Origin of the sequence: Bradyrhizobium diazoefficiens USDA 110 (assembly GCF_000011365.1) — a bacterium.
Classification (GTDB): Bacteria; Pseudomonadota; Alphaproteobacteria; order Rhizobiales; family Xanthobacteraceae; genus Bradyrhizobium; species Bradyrhizobium diazoefficiens.
In genome coordinates this window covers 2,589,583-2,611,120 of sequence record NC_004463.1, presented here as the reverse complement: position 1 = coordinate 2,611,120, position 21,538 = coordinate 2,589,583, and the positions used below count along the sequence as shown (strand labels likewise).

At 64.2% G+C, this 21,538-nt stretch carries 19 protein-coding genes; 9 read left to right on the top strand and 10 right to left on the bottom strand.

Features of this window, described 5'->3' with window-relative positions; all coding sequences use genetic code 11:
- Positions 1-220: 220 nt before the first annotated feature.
- Both BJA_RS11730 and BJA_RS42250 read left to right on the top strand, forming a co-directional pair.
- The gene (locus tag BJA_RS11730; protein WP_011085181.1) at positions 221-2,182 is read left to right on the top strand and encodes a putative bifunctional diguanylate cyclase/phosphodiesterase; all 1,962 of its coding nucleotides are present in this window, start codon (positions 221-223) and stop codon (positions 2,180-2,182) included.
- A 186-nt stretch (positions 2,183-2,368) separates the two neighbouring features.
- Entirely contained in the window at positions 2,369-2,518 is a 150-nt protein-coding gene (locus BJA_RS42250; protein WP_165448143.1) for a hypothetical protein, read from the top strand.
- Positions 2,519-2,524: 6 nt separating this feature from the next.
- Here BJA_RS42250 and BJA_RS11725 read toward each other — a convergent pair whose 3' ends face one another.
- From BJA_RS11725 to pgm, 5 genes are all read right to left on the bottom strand, one after another.
- Positions 2,525-2,968, bottom strand: coding sequence for a DoxX family protein (locus tag BJA_RS11725; protein WP_038967373.1), 444 nt, complete (start codon positions 2,966-2,968; stop codon positions 2,525-2,527).
- A gap of 196 nt (positions 2,969-3,164) precedes the next feature.
- The gene (locus BJA_RS11720) at positions 3,165-4,145 is read right to left on the bottom strand and encodes a PDR/VanB family oxidoreductase (protein ID WP_011085179.1); all 981 of its coding nucleotides are present in this window, start codon (positions 4,143-4,145) and stop codon (positions 3,165-3,167) included.
- A 5-nt stretch (positions 4,146-4,150) separates the two neighbouring features.
- Positions 4,151-4,909 carry a GntR family transcriptional regulator gene (locus tag BJA_RS11715; protein WP_011085178.1) on the bottom strand — a complete coding sequence of 253 codons (759 nt, stop codon included), beginning with the start codon at positions 4,907-4,909 and terminating at the stop codon, positions 4,151-4,153.
- A gap of 4 nt (positions 4,910-4,913) precedes the next feature.
- A complete protein-coding gene (locus BJA_RS11710; RefSeq protein WP_038967370.1) occupies positions 4,914-5,963 on the bottom strand; it encodes an aromatic ring-hydroxylating dioxygenase subunit alpha in 1,050 nt (349 codons plus the stop codon).
- A gap of 291 nt (positions 5,964-6,254) precedes the next feature.
- Positions 6,255-7,901, bottom strand: coding sequence for a phosphoglucomutase (alpha-D-glucose-1,6-bisphosphate-dependent) (gene pgm / locus BJA_RS11705; protein WP_038967369.1), 1,647 nt, complete (start codon positions 7,899-7,901; stop codon positions 6,255-6,257).
- A gap of 318 nt (positions 7,902-8,219) precedes the next feature.
- Between pgm and BJA_RS11700 the strand changes: the two genes are divergently transcribed.
- Both BJA_RS11700 and BJA_RS11695 read left to right on the top strand, forming a co-directional pair.
- On the top strand, positions 8,220-8,606 hold the full coding sequence (locus tag BJA_RS11700; RefSeq protein WP_011085175.1) for a c-type cytochrome: 387 nt from the start codon (positions 8,220-8,222) through the stop codon (positions 8,604-8,606).
- Between the two features lie 93 nt (positions 8,607-8,699).
- Positions 8,700-9,839 carry an alpha/beta hydrolase family protein gene (locus BJA_RS11695; RefSeq protein WP_038967372.1) on the top strand — a complete coding sequence of 380 codons (1,140 nt, stop codon included), beginning with the start codon at positions 8,700-8,702 and terminating at the stop codon, positions 9,837-9,839.
- A gap of 34 nt (positions 9,840-9,873) precedes the next feature.
- Here BJA_RS11695 and BJA_RS11690 read toward each other — a convergent pair whose 3' ends face one another.
- Positions 9,874-10,689: a response regulator transcription factor gene (locus BJA_RS11690; protein WP_011085173.1), complete on the bottom strand. Its 816-nt coding sequence runs from the start codon at positions 10,687-10,689 to the stop codon at positions 9,874-9,876.
- Positions 10,690-11,023: 334 nt separating this feature from the next.
- On the opposite strand from BJA_RS11690, the gene BJA_RS11685 reads away from it, so the two are divergent.
- Positions 11,024-11,872, top strand: a complete 849-nt coding sequence (locus BJA_RS11685; RefSeq protein ID WP_011085172.1) for an MBL fold metallo-hydrolase — start codon at positions 11,024-11,026, stop codon at positions 11,870-11,872.
- A 12-nt stretch (positions 11,873-11,884) separates the two neighbouring features.
- On the opposite strand, the gene BJA_RS11680 is transcribed toward BJA_RS11685, so the two are convergent.
- From BJA_RS11680 to BJA_RS11670, 3 genes are all read right to left on the bottom strand, one after another.
- A complete protein-coding gene (locus BJA_RS11680) occupies positions 11,885-12,775 on the bottom strand; it encodes an aldose 1-epimerase family protein (RefSeq protein WP_028175095.1) in 891 nt (296 codons plus the stop codon).
- Between the two features lie 144 nt (positions 12,776-12,919).
- Positions 12,920-14,236 carry a UDP-glucose dehydrogenase family protein gene (locus BJA_RS11675; RefSeq protein WP_011085170.1) on the bottom strand — a complete coding sequence of 439 codons (1,317 nt, stop codon included), beginning with the start codon at positions 14,234-14,236 and terminating at the stop codon, positions 12,920-12,922.
- Between the two features lie 242 nt (positions 14,237-14,478).
- Complete coding sequence (locus BJA_RS11670) at positions 14,479-15,489, bottom strand: NAD-dependent epimerase (protein WP_028174325.1); 1,011 nt, start codon at positions 15,487-15,489, stop codon at positions 14,479-14,481.
- Positions 15,490-15,799: 310 nt separating this feature from the next.
- Between BJA_RS11670 and BJA_RS11665 the strand changes: the two genes are divergently transcribed.
- Together BJA_RS11665 and BJA_RS11660 are read left to right on the top strand one after the other, a co-directional pair.
- On the top strand, positions 15,800-16,915 hold the full coding sequence (locus BJA_RS11665; protein WP_038966614.1) for a glycosyltransferase family 4 protein: 1,116 nt from the start codon (positions 15,800-15,802) through the stop codon (positions 16,913-16,915).
- Positions 16,916-16,997: 82 nt separating this feature from the next.
- On the top strand, positions 16,998-18,158 hold the full coding sequence (locus BJA_RS11660; RefSeq protein WP_097532308.1) for a glycosyltransferase family 4 protein: 1,161 nt from the start codon (positions 16,998-17,000) through the stop codon (positions 18,156-18,158).
- A gap of 11 nt (positions 18,159-18,169) precedes the next feature.
- On the opposite strand, the gene BJA_RS42245 is transcribed toward BJA_RS11660, so the two are convergent.
- Positions 18,170-18,313: a hypothetical protein gene (locus BJA_RS42245; RefSeq protein ID WP_165448142.1), complete on the bottom strand. Its 144-nt coding sequence runs from the start codon at positions 18,311-18,313 to the stop codon at positions 18,170-18,172.
- A gap of 528 nt (positions 18,314-18,841) precedes the next feature.
- On the opposite strand from BJA_RS42245, the gene BJA_RS11655 reads away from it, so the two are divergent.
- Both BJA_RS11655 and BJA_RS11650 read left to right on the top strand, forming a co-directional pair.
- Complete coding sequence (locus BJA_RS11655) at positions 18,842-20,071, top strand: polysaccharide biosynthesis/export family protein (protein WP_039183945.1); 1,230 nt, start codon at positions 18,842-18,844, stop codon at positions 20,069-20,071.
- Between the two features lie 159 nt (positions 20,072-20,230).
- Complete coding sequence (locus BJA_RS11650) at positions 20,231-21,523, top strand: hypothetical protein (protein WP_051000322.1); 1,293 nt, start codon at positions 20,231-20,233, stop codon at positions 21,521-21,523.
- The last annotated feature ends 15 nt before the right edge of the window (positions 21,524-21,538 follow it).

The window sequence follows — 21,538 nt, the reverse complement described above, 5'->3', positions numbered from 1 at the left end:
GGGGCATGACCGCGGAGTTGGCAGGGAACATGCTCCTGCGGTTACAACCGTAACGCGGGGTGCCGCATTTGTATCGATTTGTTATCGATACTGTCGATTGGAACACGCAGAAGTGGTCGCGGCGACCGTGCCAAGCGGGGATAATTCATAGTTCGTCAAAGGTTTGCAGCGAATTCTCCCGATCGAGCCGGACGAACGGCCCATCCTGCTAGGCTCTGGAATGCGGACTCAACTGACCACCTATTTCGCGCGGCTGTTCGCCGGCGATCTGTCAGCGTTCGGCGGTCCCGCAACCGACGAGGCGCTGGCCGGTCACATCCGCGCAGAACAGATGTCGCTGGTGCTCGGCTATTCGGTCGGCATCATGCTCGCCAATGCCTGCAACGCCGCCGTGCTGGCGATCGCGCTGTGGCAGTCGCCGGACAGGGCGTTCGCCCTGATCTGGGCGGTCACCGTGGCCGGCGCCGCAATCGCGTTCGGTGTGCAATCCCATGCCTCGCGCCGCATCACCAAGCCGCAATTCGTCTCGCGGCGCGCCGTGCACCGGCTGGTGCGCAACGCCTTCGTGCTCGGGGCTGTCTGGGGCATCGTACCGGTCGCCTTCTTCGCCGACGCCGACACCGGCGGAAAACTCGTCATCACCTGCCTGTGCTCCGGGATGCTTGCCGGCGGCGCATTTGCCTTCGCCACGATTCCGATCGCGGCGATCGCATTCACGGCGCCTCTCTTCCTCGGGATCGCCATCTGCCTTGGACGCAGCAACGATGTGGCCTATTTGCTGATCGCCATCCTGGTGGCGGTCTACGGGACCGTGCTGCTCCGCGCCGTGTTCGTCAATTCGTTCTCGTTTGCGCGGCGCGTGATACGGCAGGTCGAGGCCGAGCGCACGGTGCGGCAGGATCCGTTGACGCATCTGCCCAACCGCTTCGCCTTCAACGAGACGCTCGATGCCGCCTTGAAGCGGCTGGCCCTGTCGGGCGAAGAGTTCGCGGTGCTGCTGCTCGACCTCGATCGCTTCAAGGAGGTCAACGACAAGTTCGGCCATCCCGCCGGCGACGAATTCCTGGTCCAGGTCGCAAGCCGCCTGCAACGCTGCACCCGCGCAGCCGAGCACGTCGCGCGCATCGGCGGCGACGAGTTCGCGCTGGTGATGGCCAATCTGGCACGGCCCGAAGATGCGCTCGAGATCGCCGAGCGCTTCGTCGCGTCGTTCGCCGAGCCGTTCCCGATCGAAGGCCGCCAGATCGTGGGCGCAACCAGCGTCGGCATCGTGCTGGCGCCACGGGACGGCAACACGGCGCTCGACGTCATGAAGAATGCCGACGCCGCGCTCTACCGCGCCAAGAAGGCGGGACCCGGCACGGTCTGTTTCTTCGAGGACAGCGACGACAGGGTGTCGCGCGACCGCAAGGCGCTGCAATCGGACCTCGAGGGCGCGATCGCCAGGGACGAGCTGTTCCTGGCGTTCCAGCCGTTCCTCGACCTCGCCGAGAACCGGATCACGGGCTTCGAGGCGCTGTTGCGCTGGCAGCATCCCTCGCGCGGACTGGTGCCGCCGAGTGAGTTCATCCCCATCGCCGAGGAGACAGGGCTGATCCACGAGATCGGCGAATGGGTGATCCGGCGTGCCTGCGCCACGCTGGCGGACTGGCCCGAAGAGATCAGGGTCGCGGTGAATTTCTCCGCGGCGCAGTTTCACAACACCGGCATCCTCCAGACCATCGTGCAGGCGCTGGCCCACGCGAAGGTCTCGCCCAGCCGGCTCGAGGTCGAGATCACGGAATCGATGCTGCTGTCGAAATACGGCTCGGCCGCGTCGATCCTGAACGCGCTGCTGCAACTCGGCGTCACCGTGGCGCTGGATGATTTCGGCACCGGGTTCTCGTCACTGACTTACTTGCGCAAGCTGCCGTTCAGCCGCATCAAGATCGACCAGTCCTTCATCAGCGACATGCTGGTGCAGCCCGACTGTGCCGCGATCGTGAAGTCGGTGATTTCGCTCGCACGCGACCTGCGCATCGCCGTGGTCGCCGAGGGCGTCGAGACAGCCGACCAGCTCGAATATCTGCGCCAGATCAGTTGCGACGAAGTCCAAGGCTATCTGATCAGCCGGCCGGTGTCGGCCGATGGCGTGCTCGCGCTGCTCGACACGAAAAAGTTGGTGGCGACCTACGCGGCGTAGAGCATACAGCCGGAAAGTCGCCGGTATCATGGGATTGGTCTGCTTCCATGACCTAAGGCTACCCGCTGTTCTGAGAGTGGTTTCCGAGTGTTTCGGCGCGCTACCTCTAAAGATGACTTGCTGTGTCGGCTCCACTAAGCAACACTTGCCCCCATTTCAGAGTAGTCATTTTTGAGGGGCATCGTCATGCCTGAGATATTTGACGTCGTGCTGTGGTGTGCCGCGCTTGCGACATGGCTGATGCTTCTGTTCGCCTTCCTGAGCAAGGCCCTGAAACCGTTCTCAAAGAGCGTCCGCCGCGTGATCGCGGAAGCTTTCAAGCCCAACTTGAAGTGATGTCGGCTACGATGCCCGATCGAAACTGAACCGGCCTGCCCCGGTGACGAAGATCAACATCGCGCCTCCCATGATCGAGATGTTCTTCAGGAAATGGTTGTATTGACCAATCTGCTGCGCGCCCGCGGGATACTCCCAGTAGCGGTGCGCGATAGCCGTTGCCGCCACGACGAACACAAACGTCAGAATTGCACAGTAGCGCGTGCCGACGCCCAATATCAAACCAACGGATATCAATACTTCCAGTGCGATGTTCGTCATGGTGAACAGCTCAGGTGCTGGAAGGTGCAGGGACCTGAAATAACCCACGGAGCCGCTGAAGTCGGATATTGCTCCGTAGGCGCTTCCGACGAATACCCATGCGAGCAGAACGCGGCCGATCAAGATCAGCGAGTCGGCACTCCCTGTGGCGAACTCATCGACTGCCCGCGAGACCGAATTGGATTTCATGGCAGAACCTCCACCCTTGTTGTCCAAGACCGGCTGAACACTTTGACTGCCGAGAGCAATCCTATCATGATTGGTGGACCGTACGAAGCGCTCTTGCCGGCTCGTTGGCGCGGCAAACGAAGCCCGCTTCGTCACGCAGAGCGGATGCGCAAGCCTTCAGGCCGATCGCGTTTTCCGGGTACGCCTTCCAGCCCGGTCAGATCGCGTCCGCGCGCAGCAACGTGTCCACGGTGATGGTGCCGCGGGCACGGGAGACGCAGGCGCAGATCTTCTGGTTGCTCTGTTTCTGATGGTCGCTGAAGAAGACGTCACGATGGTCGATCTCGCCGTCGACGTCGACCACGTCGATGGCACACAGCCCGCATTCGCCGCGCTTGCAGTCGTACATCACGTCATGCCCGCTGGCATTGAGCACGTCCAGCATCGAGCGCTCGCGGGGAATTTCCAGCTCGATGTCCGTGTCCTTCAAGCGCACGCGAAACGTCTCGGTCGGCAGCGTGCCGCTGGAGCCGAAGGTTTCGTAGCGGAGATCGGGAAGCGGATGGCCGGCGCCGATCCAGGCGTGGCGCGCGGCATCCAGCATCCGCATCGGGCCGCAGAACAGCGCCAGCGCACCTTGCGGCAATGACGCGAACAGCGCGTCGAGATCGAGCCGGCGGCCTTCGTCGCTCGCATGGACCACCAGGCGGTCGCCGAGCATCCCGGCGAGATCGTCGAGATAGGCGGCCTCGCTACGCGAGCGCACGGCATAGTGCAGCGTGACGTTTGCCCCTCGCCGCGCCAGCGCCTGCGCCGCGCCGAGGATAGGGGTGATGCCGATGCCGCCGGCGATCAGGCAATAATTGTCGCGCGCCCAGTCGACCGCGAGCAGCGAGGCGGGCTGCGTGATGTCGAGCCGCGCGCCCGGTGCCAATTGCCACATATAGCGCGAGCCGCCGCGGGAATCCTCGGCGCGGCGCACCGCGATCCGCAAGCCACGCGCGGAGGCCTCGCCGACCAGCGAATAGGACCGCGTCTCGGGCAGGCCGTCGATGGTCACGCTGACATTGATGTGGCTGCCGACCGGATAGGCGGCGCCGTCGAACTGGTCGGGCAGGATCAGGAATTCGCGGATGCCGGGCGCAAGGTCACGCGTCGAGACGAGCGTCGCCGGGGTCCAGGTTTCGATGAAGCGCATGGTGACTAGCCCTGGTCGGTTGCGGTCTTGATCAGCGCGAGCGCCGGCAAGAGGTCGAGATGAGTCCGGTTGCGCAGCGCGAGCCGCAGGTTTCGTACGGCGAGCCGCGCGTGCTCGCGCATGATCGCTTCGGCGCGCGCGCCCTCGCGGTTTTCGATGGCGTCGATGACGACGCGGTGGTGCTCCTGCCCGATGATCAGGATCTGCTGCGCCTCGGGCAGCGCCGATTGCGCCATCACGAAGCCGCTTGGCGAGGCGAACGGCAGCGCGGAGGCACGGTCGATCTGCCGGATCAAAGGCGGGCTGCGCGACAATTCCGTGAGAAGCGCGTGGAAGCGCGCGTTCAGCGTGACATAGGACGAGAAGGCGTCGACCGAGATCGGCACCTGGCGCAGCAATTCGTCGATCGCAGCTGAGCATTCCTTCAACGGCTCGAGCTCGCGCGCGGAGACGCCGCGCTCGGCGGCAAAGCGCGCGGCGAGCCCTTCCAGCGTGCCGCGCAGCTCGATGGAATCGGAGATGTCGCGCTCGGAGAACGCCTTCACCATGAAACCGCCGGAGGGAATCGCCTCCAACAGGCCCTCCTCCTCCAGCCGCACCAGCGCCATGCGCACCGGCGTGCGCGAGGCACCCGTCGTCTCCACCGCCTGAAGCTCGGAGATGCGCTCGCCGGGACGCAAGGACCCCGACAGGATCTGGTCGCGCAGCGCGAGCTGCGCCTTCACGGTCTGCGAGACGGAGCGGTCGACCTCGCGCTCGGCCATATCGCTACTCCGCGGCCTGAAGGTGCTGCGGCGCGTTTTCCTTCGCCACCATCTTGTCGATCAGCTTGCGCGTCCACATCGCGCCGGCGTCGATGTTGAGGTTGTAGAAGACGCGATCCGGGTTCTCGTCCATCGCGCGCTGCTGCGCTTCGAGGATCAGCTCGTCCTCGTGGAAGATGCCGGAGACGCCCTCGCGGATTTCGGTGGTGATGCGCTGCTCGCCGATCTGATAGTTGCGGACGAAGGCCCAGAAATAGTGACAGGTCTTCTCCGTCTCCGGCGTGATGGTGTTGAGCACGAAGCCGTTGACGCCCTGCGAGCGGTCGCCTTCCGGCGCGCCGGTGCCTGTCGGCGCCACGCCGACGTCGATAGCGATGGTGCAGGGCGCCTCGAAGCGGATGATCTGCCAGCGGTCGACAAGGCCGGGCTTGCCGAGCTGCTTGGCCCAGAACGGCGGCGGCTCGATGTTCCGCATCCAGCGCGTCACCGTCACCGTCTTCTCGCCATGGGTGACGTCGAACGGGGCTTCGGCGACCGCGTCGTTTCCGATCGAGGAGCCGTGCACGAAGGTCTCGTGGGTGAGGTCCATGAGATTGTCGAGCACGAGGCGGTAGTCGCAATTGACGCGGATGGTCTTGCCGTCGCCGGCCCAGGCCGGATCGTGATTCCAGTGCATGTCGGGCACGAGCGCGGGATCGGCCAGCGCGGGGTCGCCCATCCAGAGCCAGATGTAGCGATGCCGCTCGACCACGGGATAGGCGCGCACGCAGGCCGAGGGATTGATGGTCTCCTGCGAGGGCATGAAGGTGCAGCGCCCCTGCGCATTGTACTTCAGGCCGTGATAGCCGCAGACGACGGTGTCGCCCTCGAGCCGGCCCTTGGACAGCGGCACCAGGCGATGCCAGCAGGCATCCTCGAGAGCTGCCACCGCGCCGTCGGCCTTGCGGTACATCACGACGTGCTTGCCGCAGATCGTCCGCGGCAACAGCGCCGGCTTCACCTCAGCGTCCCAGGCGGCGGCGTACCAGGCGTTCATCGGGAAGGGTTTTGTCATCGGTCTCACTCCCACCGCTTATGAATACGTTATGTATACAATAGAGGAGGGAAAAGAGCCATTCAAGGCCAAAATAGCCCTACTAAATTACCATTATAGGCTATCCAGTATACATCCTCACCGCATATGGCCTGAGAGCTTAGTCACGAGCGCCTCAATAGCGTCATGGCCGGGCTTGTCCCGGCCATCCACGCGTTGCCACGCGGTGTGAAGAACGTGGATGCCCGGGACAAGCCCGGGCATGACGATCTATCGTGAGCGCGTGTGATTTTGCTCTGCTCTTAAGGGCAACTACACCCCGAACACCTTCGCCAGCCCGGCCTGGGCCTCTTCCTGAATCCGCTTCAGGTGCTCGGTGCTGCGAAAGCTCTCCGCGTAGATCTTGTAGACGTCCTCGGTCCCCGACGGCCTCGCTGCGAACCAGCCGAAATCGGTCTCGACCTTGATGCCGCCGAACGGCTGGCCGTTGCCGGGCGCCTTGCTCAGCGTGGCGCGGACGGGATCGCCGGCGAGATCCTTCAGGCCGAACTGCTCGGGCGTGACGGACTTCAAGATGTTCTTCTGCGGTGTGGTCGCCGCGACGTCGATGCGCGCGTAATGCGGCACGCCGAACTCGGCCGTGAGGTCGCCAAACAGCTGACTCGGATCGCGGCCGGTCTTCGCCATGATCTCGGCGGCAAGCAGGCCGAGGATGATGCCGTCCTTGTCGGTGGTCCACACCGTGCCGTCGCGGCGCAGGAACGAGGCCCCTGCACTCTCCTCGCCGCCGAAGCCGAAGCCGCCCGTGAGGAGGCCGTCGACAAACCATTTGAAGCCGACCGGCGTCTCGACCAGCTTGCGGCCGAGTTTCTTGGCCACGCGGTCGATGATCGAGCTCGACACCACGGTCTTGCCGATCGCGGCATCCTTGCTCCAGTTCGGGCGGTGCGCGAACAGATGCGAGATCGCGGTCGCCAGATAATGGTTCGGATTCATCAGGCCGCCGGTGCGCGTCACGATGCCGTGGCGGTCGGCATCGGTGTCGTTGGCGAAGGCAACGTCGAAGCGGTCGCGCATCGCGATCAGGCTCGCCATCGCGTAAGGCGAGGAGCAGTCCATGCGGATCTTGCCGTCCCAGTCGACGGTCATGAAGCGGAAGGTCGGATCGATCGCCTCGTTCACCACCGTGGCCTTGAGGCCGTAGCGCTCGATGATCGGATGCCAGTAATGCACGGCGGCGCCGCCGAGCGGATCGATGCCGATATTGATGCCGGCGGATTTGACGAGATCGAGATCGACGACGTTGCCGAGATCGGCGACGTAGGGCGTGATGAAGTCGTAGGCGTGGACGGTCGCGGACTTTTTCGCCCTGGCATAGTCCATGCGCGCGACGCCCTTGAGCCCGTCGGCGAGATAGGCGTTGGCGCGCTTCTCGACGACGGAGGTCGCATCGGTGTCGGCCGGGCCGCCATGCGGCGGATTGTATTTGTAGCCGCCGTCTTCCGGCGGATTGTGCGAGGGCGTGACGACGACGCCGTCCGCGAGGCCCGACGTGCGGCCCTTGTTGTAGGTGAGGATCGCGTGCGAGATGACAGGCGTCGGCGTGTAGCCGCCGTCCTTGTCGACCATGACGTCGACGCCGTTCGCCGCGAACACCTCGACGGCGCTGACCAGCGCCGGCTCGGCCAGCGCGTGGGTGTCGATGCCGATGAAGAGCGGGCCGGTCAGTCCCTTCTCCTTTCTGTAGTCACAAATTGCCTGCGTGGTCGCGAGGATATGGCCCTCGTTGAAGGTGTTCCTGAACGAGGTGCCACGATGGCCGGAGGTGCCGAACGCCACCCGTTGCGCCGGATCAGCCACGTCCGGCTTGCCGGCGAAATAGGCCGTCACCAGCCGCGGAATATTGGCGAGCGCGCTCGGCGCAACCGGCTTACCCGCCGCGGGATCAACTTCTGCCACTGCAACTCCCCTGTACCCTTCGAACGACGCACTAGAACACCATACCATCGGCCAGCCCGTCGCCAAACCGGCCCAATGCCGCGCTCCGGTCAACGATCAACCGACAACGCCAATCCGCACAGGATGATCCATGGCGATTACGCATGGCGCGCCCTCGTACTTTGGTCCCGGATATCGGTTGATGCAGGACAAAGACGCCGCCGCGCCGCGTAGGGCACGCTGCTTTCCGATTGATGAACGAAGGCGGGGGATTTGCGGGATTAGCCGCCTGATCCCTTGGCTGATTCCTTGGCTGATTCCGTGGGGGAGTAGACTAAGATGACCGGTCGTCTGATCTTCGTGCTCATGCTGGCCTTGGCCACATCGTCTTTGGCCACGTCGTCCGCCTCCGCCGCGGAGGGCGATCCGGCGAGGGGCAAGGCCGTCTTCCAGCGGACCTGTGAGAACTGCCACGCGGCGGTGATCGGGGTGAACAAGGTCGGCCCAAGTCTCTGGAATGTCATCGACCGCAAGCCCGCAATCGTCCCGGACTTCGCCTATTCTGATGCAATGAAGGCCAACAAGCAGGCCTGGACGCCAACAACGCTGGACGCCTATCTCGCCGACCCCCGCGGCGACGTCCACGGCGTCAAGATGTTCTTCAAGGGGCTGCCGAACCCCGCAGACCGGGCCAATGTCATCGCCTATCTTCAGACGTTGAGATGAACGATCGGGGCGGACGCTAGATCCGGGCAACGCCCGTTCGCCGGGTCATGCGGTTCTGTTATGATCCGCGCGGCCACGGAGAATCATCCACGCATGGACCTCGCGCGCTGGCATCTGCCCGTGCTTATCTTGCTCGCCATCGCGGGGGCTGCGGCTCGCGCGAACGCCGCCGAGTTCTACACCGAGGACCTCCGCATCCCGATGACGGAGGCCGGGCCGCAGGGGCTGGAAGCTTTCCTGGTGCGCCCGGCGGGGACGAAGCGCTATCCGCTCGCGCTGCTCAGCCACGGCTCGCCGCGCAATTTCGACGACCGCCCGACCATGTCCGCGCACAAATATTACGGCATCGCGCTGGAATACGCCCGGCGCGGCTTTGCTGCGCTGATCGTGATGCGGCGCGGCTACGGCACCTCGCCCGGTGGACGCGTCGACAGCGTCGGCGGCTGCGCCAACGCGGCCTACCTGCCGGCGGCGGCGGTTGCGGTCGCGGATTTGCGCGCGGCGATCGATGCGATGGCACGTCGGGCCGACGTCACGACATCGGGCATGATCGCGGCCGGCCATTCCGCCGGCGGGCTCGCCACCGTCGCGCTGACAGCGCAGGCACCGGCCGGTCTCGTCGCCGCGATCAGCTTTGCCGGCGGCCGCGGCTCGCGCGACGACGACGACGTCTGCAACGAGGGTGGGCTGGTGCAGGCCTTCGCCACCTTCGGAAAGACGTCCCGCGTGCCGATGCTGTGGGTTTACGCGACCAACGACCTGTTCTTCGGGCCCGATCTCGCCCGCCGGCTCTATGACGGGTTTCGCGGCGGCGGCGGCAACGTGAAATTCGTCGCGGCGGCGCCTTACGGCGACGATGGCCATTATCTCTATTCCGTGGTCGGCCGTCCGCAATGGACGCCGTATGTGGACGCCTTCCTGCGCGAGCGCGGGCTCGGCCACGACGTCCTCAGTCCGCCCGATCCGCTGCCGCCGCCGAGCCAGCTCAACGAGGCCGCGCGCGCCGAGTTCGCGCGCTATCTCGCCAGCACCGTGCCGCACAAAGCTTTTGCGGTGTCGCCCAACGGCGGTTACGGCTGGCGTTCGGGGCGCGCGACGGCCGACGATGCCCAGCGCGATTCGCTCAGCGCCTGCATGAAATGGTCGCCCACCTGCGCGCTCTACGCGGTCGATGACCGGCTGGTCGGGGCCGCGCAAAGGACAATAACGGACCAGAGCGCCCGCGCGCGGTAGGCGCGAGGGCGATCAGGTCTTTCGACGGATGAGGCTAGAGCCGTTCGCTGAGCGCGAGCTTGTAGCCGACGCCGGTGACGGTCGCGATCACGGGCGTGCCGCTGCCGACGAGCTTGCGGCGCAGCCGCGCCACCAGCGCATCGACCGTGCGGATGTCGACCTCGGCCTGGCGGTTGCTGACGACCTCGATCAGATAGTCGCGGCTGAGCGGCCTGCCGTCGGCGCCGACAAGCGCCGCCAGCAGGTCGAACTCGGCCCGCGTCAGCGACACCGGCTTGCCGTCGTTGCCGAGCAGCTCGCGCCGCGTCAGATCGATGATCCAGTCGCCGAAGGCGATCGAATTGTGGTTGCGCGCCGCCTTGCGGTCGATCGAGCGCCGCCGCAGCACGCTGCGGGCGCGCGCAAGCAGGTCGCGCAGATTGATCGGCTTGGTGACGTAGTGGTCGCCCGCGATCTCGAGGCCGAGGATGCGATCGACGTCGGTGTCGCGGCGGGTCACGAAGATGATGCCCGCGTTGCTGGTCGCCTGGATTTCCTTGGCGAGCTCGAAGCCGTCGCCGTCGGGCAACTGCACGTCGAGGAAGATGAGGTCGGCGCGCCCACGCAGCGCCTGGCGGCATTCCGCGCAGGAGCCGGCGCCGACCACGTCGAAATTGTTCTCGCCGAAGTAACCGACCAGCATCGTCCGCGTCACCGGATCGTCTTCGACGACGATCAGCCGCTCGCGGCCTGCGGGACGCACGTCCTGACGTGCGGGATCAGCCACGATGGTGGATGTCCTGTGTGCTTGCGGGCCGGCCTGAAAATTCAAGTCGTCGCGCAACGCGCTGTCCTGTGAACGAACATTCACAACTGGTTCGAGCCCCCGAAATTGCCTGCTGGAATACTAGGCGTGTTGTGTTGCCTAAACAATATTGGTCACAGTCTCGACGTATAAAGTATGAATTGGCCCACAATTCTCATCCCGCGCATCATCGCGCAGGCACGGCTCGCGCGAGCGCCGGGAGCCGGCCCAAGACGGCCGACCGCGCACATCGGGACCCGGATTCAACCACCGGCTTATGCAAAGAAGCCCGTCACTTCGGAGAAACGGCAGCGCCTCCGACGCCCGATGCGGCTTGCCCCGCCGCGGACTTCAAATCTAATGTGAGTCCCCGGGGGATCTGGACGCTGGAGTAGGCGCCATGGAAGTCATACTGCTCGGCACCGGCGGCCCGCGCCCGGACCCGCGCCGCATGGCGACGACCACGCTGATCAGGCTCGGCGAAGAGAACATCCTGTTCGACGCGGGCCGCGGCGTCATGGTGCAGCTCAGCAAGGCCGGCGTGCCGCTTGGCGCCATCAACACGGTCTTTCTCACCCATCACCATTTCGACCACATCGGCGACCTCTACGATGTGATGCTGAATTCATGGATGCACGGGCGCAAGGACGCGCTGCGCATCTATGGGCCGCCGGATACCGAACGGCTGGTCAACACGCTGGTCACACAGGTCTACGACAAGGACATCACCTGGCGGGATCGGGGCGAGCCGACCTTCGGCGGCTGGAAGCCGGTCATCGCAACCGACATCATTCCGGGCCCGGTTCTCGACACCGGGCGCTGGAAGATCAGCGCCGAGCTCGTCTCGCATGGCGATGGCCTCGACATGCCGCCGGCCTTCCTCGCGCGCTGGATGTGTCTCGGCTACCGCTTCGAGGCGGAGGGCAAGGTCATCGCGATATCCGGCGACACGGTCCCCTGCCCCGGCCTGGAGCGACTGGCTGAGGGAGCCGACCTGCTGGTGCAGTGCTGCTTTCTCGCGACGCCGGAGATCAACAACGAGCACCTCCGCCGGCTTGCGAAATTCACGATCGCCTGCGGCGACACGGTCGGCAAGGTCGCGGCCAAGGCCGGCGTGAAGAAGCTCGCGCTGACCCATCACCGGCCGCGCACCGACGATTCCATGCTGAACGCGCTGCTCGCGGATGTCCGGCAGGACTATTCGGGTCCCGTCGTGCTCGGCGAGGACCTCACGCGGATCGAGGTCTGAAGGCCACCGATCTCAGGACGATGCGACCTCGATCCGGAACGACAAGCGCTCTTCGGCGCCGGCTGCGATATGCATCAGGCCGGGCTTGTCACTGAACGCGCCGTCGAAGCCGGCCGGGCTGGCATAGCCGCGCCATGGCTCGATGCAGAGGAACGGCGCGCCCGATGGTTTCGACCAGACGCCAAGCTCGCGAAAGCCGCGCCAGGACATCTTTAGCCAGGGCCCGCTGGATGCACTCGGCCCGGCCGCATAAAGCACCGAATTGCTGTCGATGCGATCGAAGATGATGGCGTCATCGACGAACAGGGATTCGGACAAGGGGAGCACGGTGCCGCTGACGGGACTTGGCTCCGTTGCCGCGCGCAGCAAGCCGCCGTCGAGACGGCGGACGGGCGACGACTCGGCGTTCGCGAAGGTCAGCGCATAGTCTTCCTTGGACACGCCGGGCTCAAGCGGCCAGTTGAATGCGGGATGGCCACCGAGCGAAGCCGGCAATGTTTCCTTGCCGGTGTTGGCGATCGTGAGCGAGAGATCGAGACCGGCGTCGTCGATCGCATAGGTGGCCGTCAGGCGGAACGCGAACGGGTAAAGCGCGCGCGTCGTCTCACTGTCTTCGAGCACGAGCACACAGCGGCTCTCGCCGCGCTCCGCCCACGTGAAGCGGCTGTCGCGCGCAAAGCCGTGCTGGGTCATCCGGTATGTCTTGCCCCGGTGCCGCAGCTCGTCGTTGGCGAGACGCCCGACGATGGGAAACAACAGCGGCGCGTGGCGCGGCCAGGCCGGTGCGGCCTGCCAGACGAATTCGAGGCCGGCATCGCTCTTCAGCGAGCACATTTCGGCGCCGTGCGCCTTGATGGTCGCGGTCAGCCCGCCGCTGCGGATCGAGTGCGTGTCGTCGGTCATGACAATCTCCATAGCGGCAGCGAGGCCGACGGGCCGGGCGCGACCGCTTCGTGTGACCGATCATATCGCATCGAAGACGATTTCGCCCGCCTCGGGACGAGGCGGGCGAAAGGTCGCGAAGCTCAGTGCCCCGCGGCTCGTGTACTAGGCCTGAGACGACGGACGGCCGACGCTCTCGTAGGTGAAGCCGGCGGCGTGCATGTCTTCGGGGCTGTAGATGTTGCGGAGGTCGACGACGACGGGCTGCGCCATGACACTCTTCAGCCGGTCGAGATCGAGGCCGCGGAACTGCACCCATTCGGTGACGACAACCAGCGCATCGGCGCCTTGCGCACAGGAATAGGCGTCCTCGCAATAGGTGATGCTGGGCAGCTCACTCTTCGCCTGCTCCATGCCGACGGGATCGAAGGCCTTCACCTTGGCGCCCATGTCGATCAGGCCGGTCACCAGCGGGATCGACGGCGCATCGCGCATATCGTCGGTGTCGGGCTTGAAGGTGAGGCCGAGCACGGCGATGGTCTTGCCGCGCAGCGAGCCGCCAAGCGCCTGGCTGACCTTGCGCGCCATCGCGCGCTTGCGGTTCTCGTTGACGGCCAGCACGGATTCGACGATGCGCAAGGACACGTCGTAGTCCTGCGCGATCTTGATCAGCGCCTTGGTGTCCTTCGGGAAGCACGAGCCGCCGAAGCCGGGACCTGCATGCAGGAACTTGGTGCCGATGCGGTTGTCCAGGCCAATGCCGCGCGCGACCTCCTGCACGTTGGCCCCGACCTTTTCGGAAAGGTCCGCGATCTCGTTGATGAAGGTGATCTTGGTCGCGAGGAACGCGTTGGCAGCGTATTTGATCATCTCGGCGGTGCGGCGCGCCGTGAACATCAGCGGCGCCTGGTTCAGCGACAGCGGGCGATAGATGTCGCCCATCACCTTGCGGGCGCGCTCGTCGGAGGTGCCGACCACGACGCGGTCCGGGAACTTGAAGTCGCGGATCGCCGCGCCCTCGCGCAGGAATTCGGGGTTGGAGGCGACGACGACGTCGGCGTTGGGATTGGTTTCGCGGATGATGCGCTCGACCTCGTCGCCGGTGCCGACCGGCACGGTCGACTTGGTCACCACGACGGTGAAGCCCGACAGCGACTGCGCGATCTCTTTCGCGGCGGCGTAGACGTAGGACAGATCGGCGTGGCCGTCACCGCGGCGCGACGGCGTGCCGACCGCGATGAAGACGGCATCGGCGTCCGCGACCGGCTTCGACAGGTCGGTGGTGAAGTCGAGCCGCTTGGCCTTGACGTTGGTCGCGACCAGCTCGTCGAGCCCGGGCTCGTAGATCGGGATCTCGCCGCGATGGAGCGCCGCGATCTTCTTCTCGTCCTTGTCGACGCAGGTGACGTCGTGACCGAAATCCGCAAAGCAGGCCCCGGACACCAGTCCCACATAGCCCGTTCCGATCATCGCGATTCGCATGAAAGACTCTTTCCGTTGAAGACGGATGCTCCACTGAACACCCTAGACCAATTCTCTATCCGACCGCACGCCCAACATTAGGGCAGCCTGCATCACCTGTCGAACAAACCTTCACCGCCTTGCGCGGGGCAACGGCGGACATTTCCCAAAACGCGCCGCATGTGCAGTCGACATATGCGACCGGTGCGCTGCACTTAACCATCGGTCCGGATGCGGAACACGGTGTTGGCGCGATCGCGGGGTTACACGCCGTGGTACTTTCGATACCACTCGACGAAGCGGCCGAGACCCTCCGCAAGCGGCGTCGAAGGCGCGAAACCGACGTCGCGCTGGAGCGCGGAAATGTCGGCGCGCGTCTCCAGGACGTCGCCGGCCTGCATCGGCAGCAGCTTGCGGATCGCCGGCTTGCCGATGATCTTCTCCAGCGTCTCGACGAACTCGATCAGATTGACCGACCGGTTGTTGCCGATGTTGTAGACGCGATACGGCGCATAGCTCGTCGAGTTTTCCGGCGCTTCCGCGTTCCACGCGGGATTCGGCGTCGCGGGCCGGTCGAGGGTGCGGATGACGCCCTCGACGATGTCGTCGACATAGGTGAAGTCGCGCCACATGTCGCCATTATTGAAGATCTTGATTGGCTCATTGGCGAAGATCGCGCGCGTGAACAGCCAGGCGGCCATGTCGGGCCGGCCCCACGGACCGTAGACGGTGAAGAAGCGCAGACCGGTCACCGGCAGCTTGTGAACATGCGCGTAGGTGTGCGCCATCAATTCGTTGGCCTTCTTGCTCGCGGCGTAAAGGCTGACCGGATGGTTCACCGAATGCTCGGTCGAATACGGCAGGGTGCGGTTGGCGCCGTAGACGGAGCTCGACGAAGCGTAGACGAGATGCGCCACACCATGGCGCCGCCCGGCCTCGAGCACGGTGACGAAGCCGTCGCAATTGGCGCGGATGCTGGTGATGGGATCGTCGATCGACGCACGCACGCCGGGTTGCGCCGCCAGATGCACGACGCGATCGGGCGAGACCTCGTCGAAAACGCGCGTCACCGCGGCGAAGTCCGCAAGATCGATCTCGTGGAAGCTGAACCCCGGACGGTGCTCGAGCGTTGCAAGGCGTGCACGTTTCAGCGCGGGATCATAATACGGAGTGAGCGCATCGATGCCAACGACCTGCTCGCCACGCGCCAACAGCCGTTCACAAACGTGCATTCCGATAAAGCCGGCAGCACCGGTAACGATCACTGGCCGCAAATTTGTCACCTCGTTGATTCCGCGAATGCAATGCCAGACCAGGACATGAGAGGCAAGGTTCGGACGATCACGACAATCGTCAAATCAGGCGCTCATGTAAGCGCATCGAAATGTGTAGGAAACATGATGGCGCCATGCATCCTCGCATGCTATCCGCCTGCGAGGATGCTCGGACGATAGCTCCACATGTGTTACACCGCATAGATCGTATATTCGGCGCGAATGCTCAGTCTTGAGGCAACGTTCGCGCAGGATACCCACCGTAAGACACCCACGAAAAACAAGACACTCACGAAGAAAAAGATCGGCTTTGAAACTCTCCATCAATGGCAGGTTCCTGTCACAGTCGCTAACCGGCGTGCAGCGCTATGCCGCCGAAATCGTCAAGGCGATGGACCGTTTGCTGGCGAGCGGAGAGGCTCCGCGACAACTCCTGGACGCAGAGTGGCAAGTGCTGTCGCCGCTGAACGCGCAGCCGCTCCCCGGTCTTCGCCGTATCAACGTCAGGCAGGTCGGATCGTTGCAGGGGCACGCGTGGGACCAGATCGATCTGGCACGCGCGGCCGCCGGCACGCGCCTCATCAGCCTCGCCAATTCCGGCCCCGTGCTTCATCGCGACCACCTGGTCGTGATTCACGATGCGCAGGTTTTCAAACGTCCGGACTTCTTCAGCTGGCGCTACCTCGCCCTGCATCGGACGCTCGGCCATTTGCTGGCACGCACAGCAACGATCGCAACAGTTTCCACATTTTCGCGCAACGAACTTGCCGAGGCGCTGTCGCTTGATCCTGCGTCGATCCCCGTCATCCCCAACAGCGCAGAGCACTTCGCCACCGTCGTGCCCGATTTCTCGATCATCGAAAAGCTGCATCTTGCGCCCTACGGGTTCTTCCTCTTCGTCGGCTCGATGACGAAGAACAAGAATGTCGACACCGCCATTCGCGCCGCCGAGCGGCTTGGCCGCGCGGATTTTCCGCTGGTCGTGGTCGGAGGCGACAACAGCAAGGTCTTTGGCGGCAACGCCATGGAATCGAGAACCGGCGTCGTCGTCGCCGGGCGCCTCAAGGACGAGGAGATCGCGGCGCTGTTCGCTCGAGCTGCCGCGTTCGTTTTTCCCAGCCTCTACGAGGGCTTCGGCATACCTCCCCTGGAGGCGATGTACTTCGCCTGCCCGGTGATCGCGAGTTCGGCCGCAGCCGTGCGCGAAACTTGCGACGACGCGGCCGTTTATTTCGACCCCCTCAACGCGGGCGAGCTTTCGGCACGAATGCACGAAAGAATTGCACTCGGCCGGATCTCGCCGGCGGAACAGGAGAAGCAGCAGAGGCGACTGGCGACATATTCCTGGGCCAAGTCCGCCGCAGCGATGCTCGAATTCCTCGCCAAACCCGCTCCCCACGCCGCATCCAGCCGTCAGACACAATGACGCGGCCCAAATATTGCTGCTTCGAGACGTTAGACGCGCGCCTGCAATATCCGGCGCCTGCAAGCCAAGAAAGGAATGACCGTTGTCCAGCGGCCTGAAAGTCCTGCATGTCGCCGAAACGGTCAGAGGCGGCATCGCGACCTACCTCAACGAGCTGCATCCGCATCAATGCGCGAGCTTCGGGCGCGGCAACGTCAACTATGTCGTCCCGTCCGATCATCGCAGCGATCTGGTGAACATCGAGGATGATGCCATCACCACGTTTCCGCGCGACGGCCGCAACGCGGTCGGCCTGTTTCGCATGCTGTCTGCGACCATGCGTGCGGTCCGGGAGTTTCGGCCCGACGTCATCCATCTTCACTCGTCCTTCGCCGGGCTCGTAGTGCGCCCGGTGCTCTGGCTGACCTATCGGCGTTCACGCATCGTCTATTGCCCGCACGGATGGGCCTTCGGCCGCGAGACCGGCCGCCTCAGCCGCGAAGTCACGAAGTTCACCGAGCTCGTGCTGTCGAAATTCACCCACCGCATCGTGTGCATCTCGGAAAGCGAGCGGACCGATGCGATGCAGGTCGGGATCGCGGCGAACCGCCTCGTTCTTGTGCACAACGGGATTTCCAAGCAGCGGCCCGTGCTCGACACGCGCGCAGCGCCGTGGCGATCGGAGAAGATCAAGGTCCTCTTCATCGGACGCCTCGACCGCCAGAAGGGGTATGATCTCCTCATCGAGGCGGCCCGCGCGCTCGGAAACACGCTGGATGTGCGCCTGATCGGCGCGTCGGTCGTCAGCAAATTCCGCCAAAGCGATCTGCCGGCCAACGTTTCCTTCCTGGGCTGGATGAACCGCAACCAGATCGAGGCCGAGCTCGACCAGGCCGACATGGTCGCAATTCCGTCACGCTGGGAGGCGTTTGGCCTGGTGGCGATCGAGGCCATGCGGGCGGCCAAGCCGATCATCGCCTTCCGCATCGGCGCCCTGCCGGAAATCGTCGAAGACAATGCGACGGGTGTGCTGTGCGACGAGGTCTCGGCGGAAAAGCTGGTTGAAGGTTTTCAGCGCGCAAGCCGGCTGGACCTGCCTGCGGTCGGCCGGGCCGGATATGAGCGCTTCAGCCGCCTCTACGACATCGAGCAGACACACCGCACCCTGAGCCAGGTCTATGCCGACGTCCTGCACGTGCGGACAAGCGAATCCGGGCAGCAGGCGAAGCTGCAATCCGACTTCCCGAACAATCTTCGGTCGTAGCGGCCGTGCGATCAAGCCATCCGGCGGGCATCGCCCTGCGCGAACTCGCCGTCACTCACACGGTTGTCGGAGAACGACCAAGCAATTGCGGAGGCGACCATCATCGCGCAGGTGAGAAAGCCGGCTGCGAACAGCAGTGATCCGGTGTGCAACATTGTCTTCGCCTTCCCTTTTGGTTTGACCGACAACTAGGCGGATCAGGATTAGGAAGACCTTACGGACGCCAGCGCGCGGCCAGCTTCCGAATCTAAGCGTTAACGGAGGTGGAATCCCGCCGCAGAAATATCGGTGCGATCACCCGGCGAGGGCGTCCGCTCAGGCTCCGTGCCCGCCGCAGGACGACGAAAACACAACGCAGAGTCACTCAAAATCGGATCCAAGACTTGAAGTTTAGGCGATCTCATCTCGCGACGATGCAATTCCATCTCCGCGCCGCAGCTCACTAGTTCAGCCGCGGCCTCAATCGTGACATCGATCGGACACGTGTATGTCTAGTTTGCGAACTGCTTATAAAAGAGTACGTCGCGCACAAATTTTGCACAGCGATTCCGACGTGTATCTCGGTTCACAAGTTGCAATAAGGTCACAGCCATAAGTGCTTTACCATAAAGTCGAAGAGGCAGCAGTGACTCACCCGCACGATGGTTGGTACGGTGATTCCGATTTTAAATGAGTACGAGGGAATGGTGGTGGCTAAGACCGAACGTTTTTCTTTTGATTTCGGGATTAGTCGAATCCTGGCGCTGGCTGCTGTCGGCATCTCGCTGGCGGGTTGCGCGGGCTTCATCCCTCTGGACTCTCCGGATGCCGTTGCCACGCAGACCAACGCTGCGCTGGTCACCGAGCCGACCGCACCGCTCGCCTATGCCCTGATGCCGGTCAATCCGGCGATCGTTCAGGCGACCAACGCCTTCACCGATTCCTCCGGGATGGTGTTCTCGCGTCTTCCCGGCGGCAATTATCGCGACGTCACGATCGGCATCGGCGACATCGTCACCGTAACCGTGTACGAAGCGCAGGCGGGCGGCCTGTTCATTCCGCGCGAAGCGGGCGTCCGGCCGGGTAACTTCGTCGACATTCCGCGTCAGCAGGTCGACCAGTCCGGCAACATCAACATTCCCTACGCCGGATCGATCAAGGTCGCCGGGCTGACGCCGCGCGCCGTGTCGAACATCATCCGCGAGCGCCTCAAGGACCGCGCCATCGATCCGCAGGCGGTCGTGAGCGTGGCCGAGCAGCGCGGCAACCAGATCAGCGTGCTCGGCGAGGTCAACTCGCCGCTCCGCTTTCCGGTCGACCCCGGCGGCATTCGCCTGATGGGCGCGATCGCGCGCGCCGGCGGCCCGAAATACCCTTCCTACGAGAGTACGATCACGATCAAGCGCGAGGGCCGCACCTACAATGAGTCGATGTCGACCGTGGTGCACCACCCCGGCGAGGACGTCCTGCTCGCGCCGGGCGACGTCGTCTTCCTGACCCGCATTCCGCGCGTCTACATGGTGTTCGGTTCGACGCCGTCGCCGGGATCGATCGGCGGCACCAACAATCGCCGCTTCTCGTTCGAGAACGACAACATGTCGCTGGCTGAAGCCATCGCGAAGGCGGGCGGCCTCGACGGCAACCGTGCGGATTCCAAGTCCATCTACGTCTACCGTTTCGAGCCGAAGCCGCTCCTGGAGCGTATCGGGGTCGAAGTATCCCAGTTCCCGACCAAGACGATCCCCGCCGTCTACAAGTTCGACATGAGCAAGCCCGACGGCTGGTTCCAGGCGGATACGTTCAGGATGCGCGATCATGACGTGATTTCGGTGGCGGAATCGCCGTCGACCGAATTCGTCAAGCTGATGAACCCGCTGAACGCGGCGACCACGAATGCGGACAACATCAGCACGGTGATCGTGAACTCCAAATAGCCCAACTCGGCGCGCTCCGTGGGGGCGCGCGGACAAGGTCGCCTCACCCAATTCGGGCCACAGAAGAGGATTAGCCTTGTCGAGTTGACGCGAGCAGGAGTGGATACGAGCGTGACGGAGCCAAAGAGGAAACGAGCCTTGCGTCGTTTCCGGATGCTGATGTGCGGTCTCTGCGCCGCGACCGGCCTCTCATATCCTGCGAACGCGCAGACCGCGCAACCGCTCGACCAACGTTTCCTGCTGGGCGTCGGTACGCACCAGGGCCTGGGCGGCGTCACCAGCGCTCGCGGTTACGTACCTGCGACGGCCATCAAGCAGATGAAGGAGCTCGGGGTCACCGCGTTCCGGGACGACTTCCCCTGGTCGGATTTCGAGTTGCCCGGCAAGCGGCTCGGCTTCAACGCCCTGAACGGCCGCCTCGAGACCCAGATCAGGTCCGGCGTCGGAATTCCTCTGCTCATCCTCGGAGCCGGCCATCACCTCGTCCCGAACTCCGATCCGCCGACGACCGACGAAGCGCGCCAGAGATTCGTCACCTATGCTGCGGCGGCCGCGCAAGCGGTCGCAGCGCGGCAGCCCGTCTTCGAATTGTGGAACGAGTACAATCTCCGAGCGCGCGCAGAGCCGCAATTCACGGTCGAAAATTACGTGACGCTTGCCCGTTTGGTGCAGCCGGCGGTCAAGCAGGCGGCGCCTTCTGCGCCCTTCGTGGTGGGCGCACTCGGCGACGATCCGGGCTGGAAATGGACCGACGCCCTGCTGAAGACCGACCTGCCTCGCATCGCCGACGGCATGTCCATTCACATCTACAACCATTGCCTGCCGCCGGCCGGGCGCACCGCGGCTGAGGCGATCGAGCGGTTGGAAAATTTTCATCAACGCGTCGCACAGGCGACCGGCAATCCGAACTATCCGATCTACCTGACCGAAACGGGCTGGCCGACCCCGACCGCGAAATGCGGCGTGAACGAGCAGCTCTCGGCCGACAACATGGCGCAGATCATCCTCTGGTCATCGACCGCGGGTCCCTGGCTCAAGGGGATATGGCTCTACGAGCTCAAGGACAGCGGGACGAAGCCCGGCGAACTCGAGGACAATTTCGGCATCTATCATTTCGACAATTCGCCGAAGCCCGCGGTGTGTTCCATTCGCGAAAGCTGGGCCTTCATCCGCACGAGCCTGAAGGCGGCGCGAACCACGCCGATGCCGGGCGTCGTGCAGATCCGCAGCGACAGCGGATCCGAGACGAAAGTGGCGCTCTGGTCGGAGAATCCGTCGAAGCGCTTCGAAGTTCGATTAAAAAATGCGGAACCGAATGCCGAGATCAGCTATGTATGTCAGCAAGCACCGGGCCCTGCCGCCGGCGCCTGGACGGCGTTATCGACGACGCCCCTGCTTGTCAGTGTCAAGGGCACGGCCGTGCCGGATTTCGAGATTCGGCCATCGAACTGACGCTGCGGCGGACTG

Coding starts and splice junctions, on each gene's coding strand:
- BJA_RS42245 (WP_165448142.1), bottom strand. CDS start 18,313: ATGTTGCACACCGGATCACTGCTGTTCGCAGCCGGCTTTCTCACCTGC.
- BJA_RS11720 (WP_011085179.1), bottom strand. CDS start 4,145: ATGCGCTTCATCGAAACCTGGACCCCGGCGACGCTCGTCTCGACGCGT.
- BJA_RS11675 (WP_011085170.1), bottom strand. CDS start 14,236: ATGCGAATCGCGATGATCGGAACGGGCTATGTGGGACTGGTGTCCGGG.
- BJA_RS11710 (WP_038967370.1), bottom strand. CDS start 5,963: ATGACAAAACCCTTCCCGATGAACGCCTGGTACGCCGCCGCCTGGGAC.
- BJA_RS11650 (WP_051000322.1), top strand. CDS start 20,231: ATGTGCGGTCTCTGCGCCGCGACCGGCCTCTCATATCCTGCGAACGCG.
- BJA_RS11730 (WP_011085181.1), top strand. CDS start 221: ATGCGGACTCAACTGACCACCTATTTCGCGCGGCTGTTCGCCGGCGAT.
- BJA_RS11695 (WP_038967372.1), top strand. CDS start 8,700: ATGGACCTCGCGCGCTGGCATCTGCCCGTGCTTATCTTGCTCGCCATC.
- BJA_RS11685 (WP_011085172.1), top strand. CDS start 11,024: ATGGAAGTCATACTGCTCGGCACCGGCGGCCCGCGCCCGGACCCGCGC.
- BJA_RS11655 (WP_039183945.1), top strand. CDS start 18,842: ATGGTGGTGGCTAAGACCGAACGTTTTTCTTTTGATTTCGGGATTAGT.
- BJA_RS42250 (WP_165448143.1), top strand. CDS start 2,369: ATGCCTGAGATATTTGACGTCGTGCTGTGGTGTGCCGCGCTTGCGACA.
- BJA_RS11680 (WP_028175095.1), bottom strand. CDS start 12,775: ATGACCGACGACACGCACTCGATCCGCAGCGGCGGGCTGACCGCGACC.
- BJA_RS11725 (WP_038967373.1), bottom strand. CDS start 2,968: ATGAAATCCAATTCGGTCTCGCGGGCAGTCGATGAGTTCGCCACAGGG.
- BJA_RS11715 (WP_011085178.1), bottom strand. CDS start 4,909: ATGGCCGAGCGCGAGGTCGACCGCTCCGTCTCGCAGACCGTGAAGGCG.
- BJA_RS11700 (WP_011085175.1), top strand. CDS start 8,220: ATGACCGGTCGTCTGATCTTCGTGCTCATGCTGGCCTTGGCCACATCG.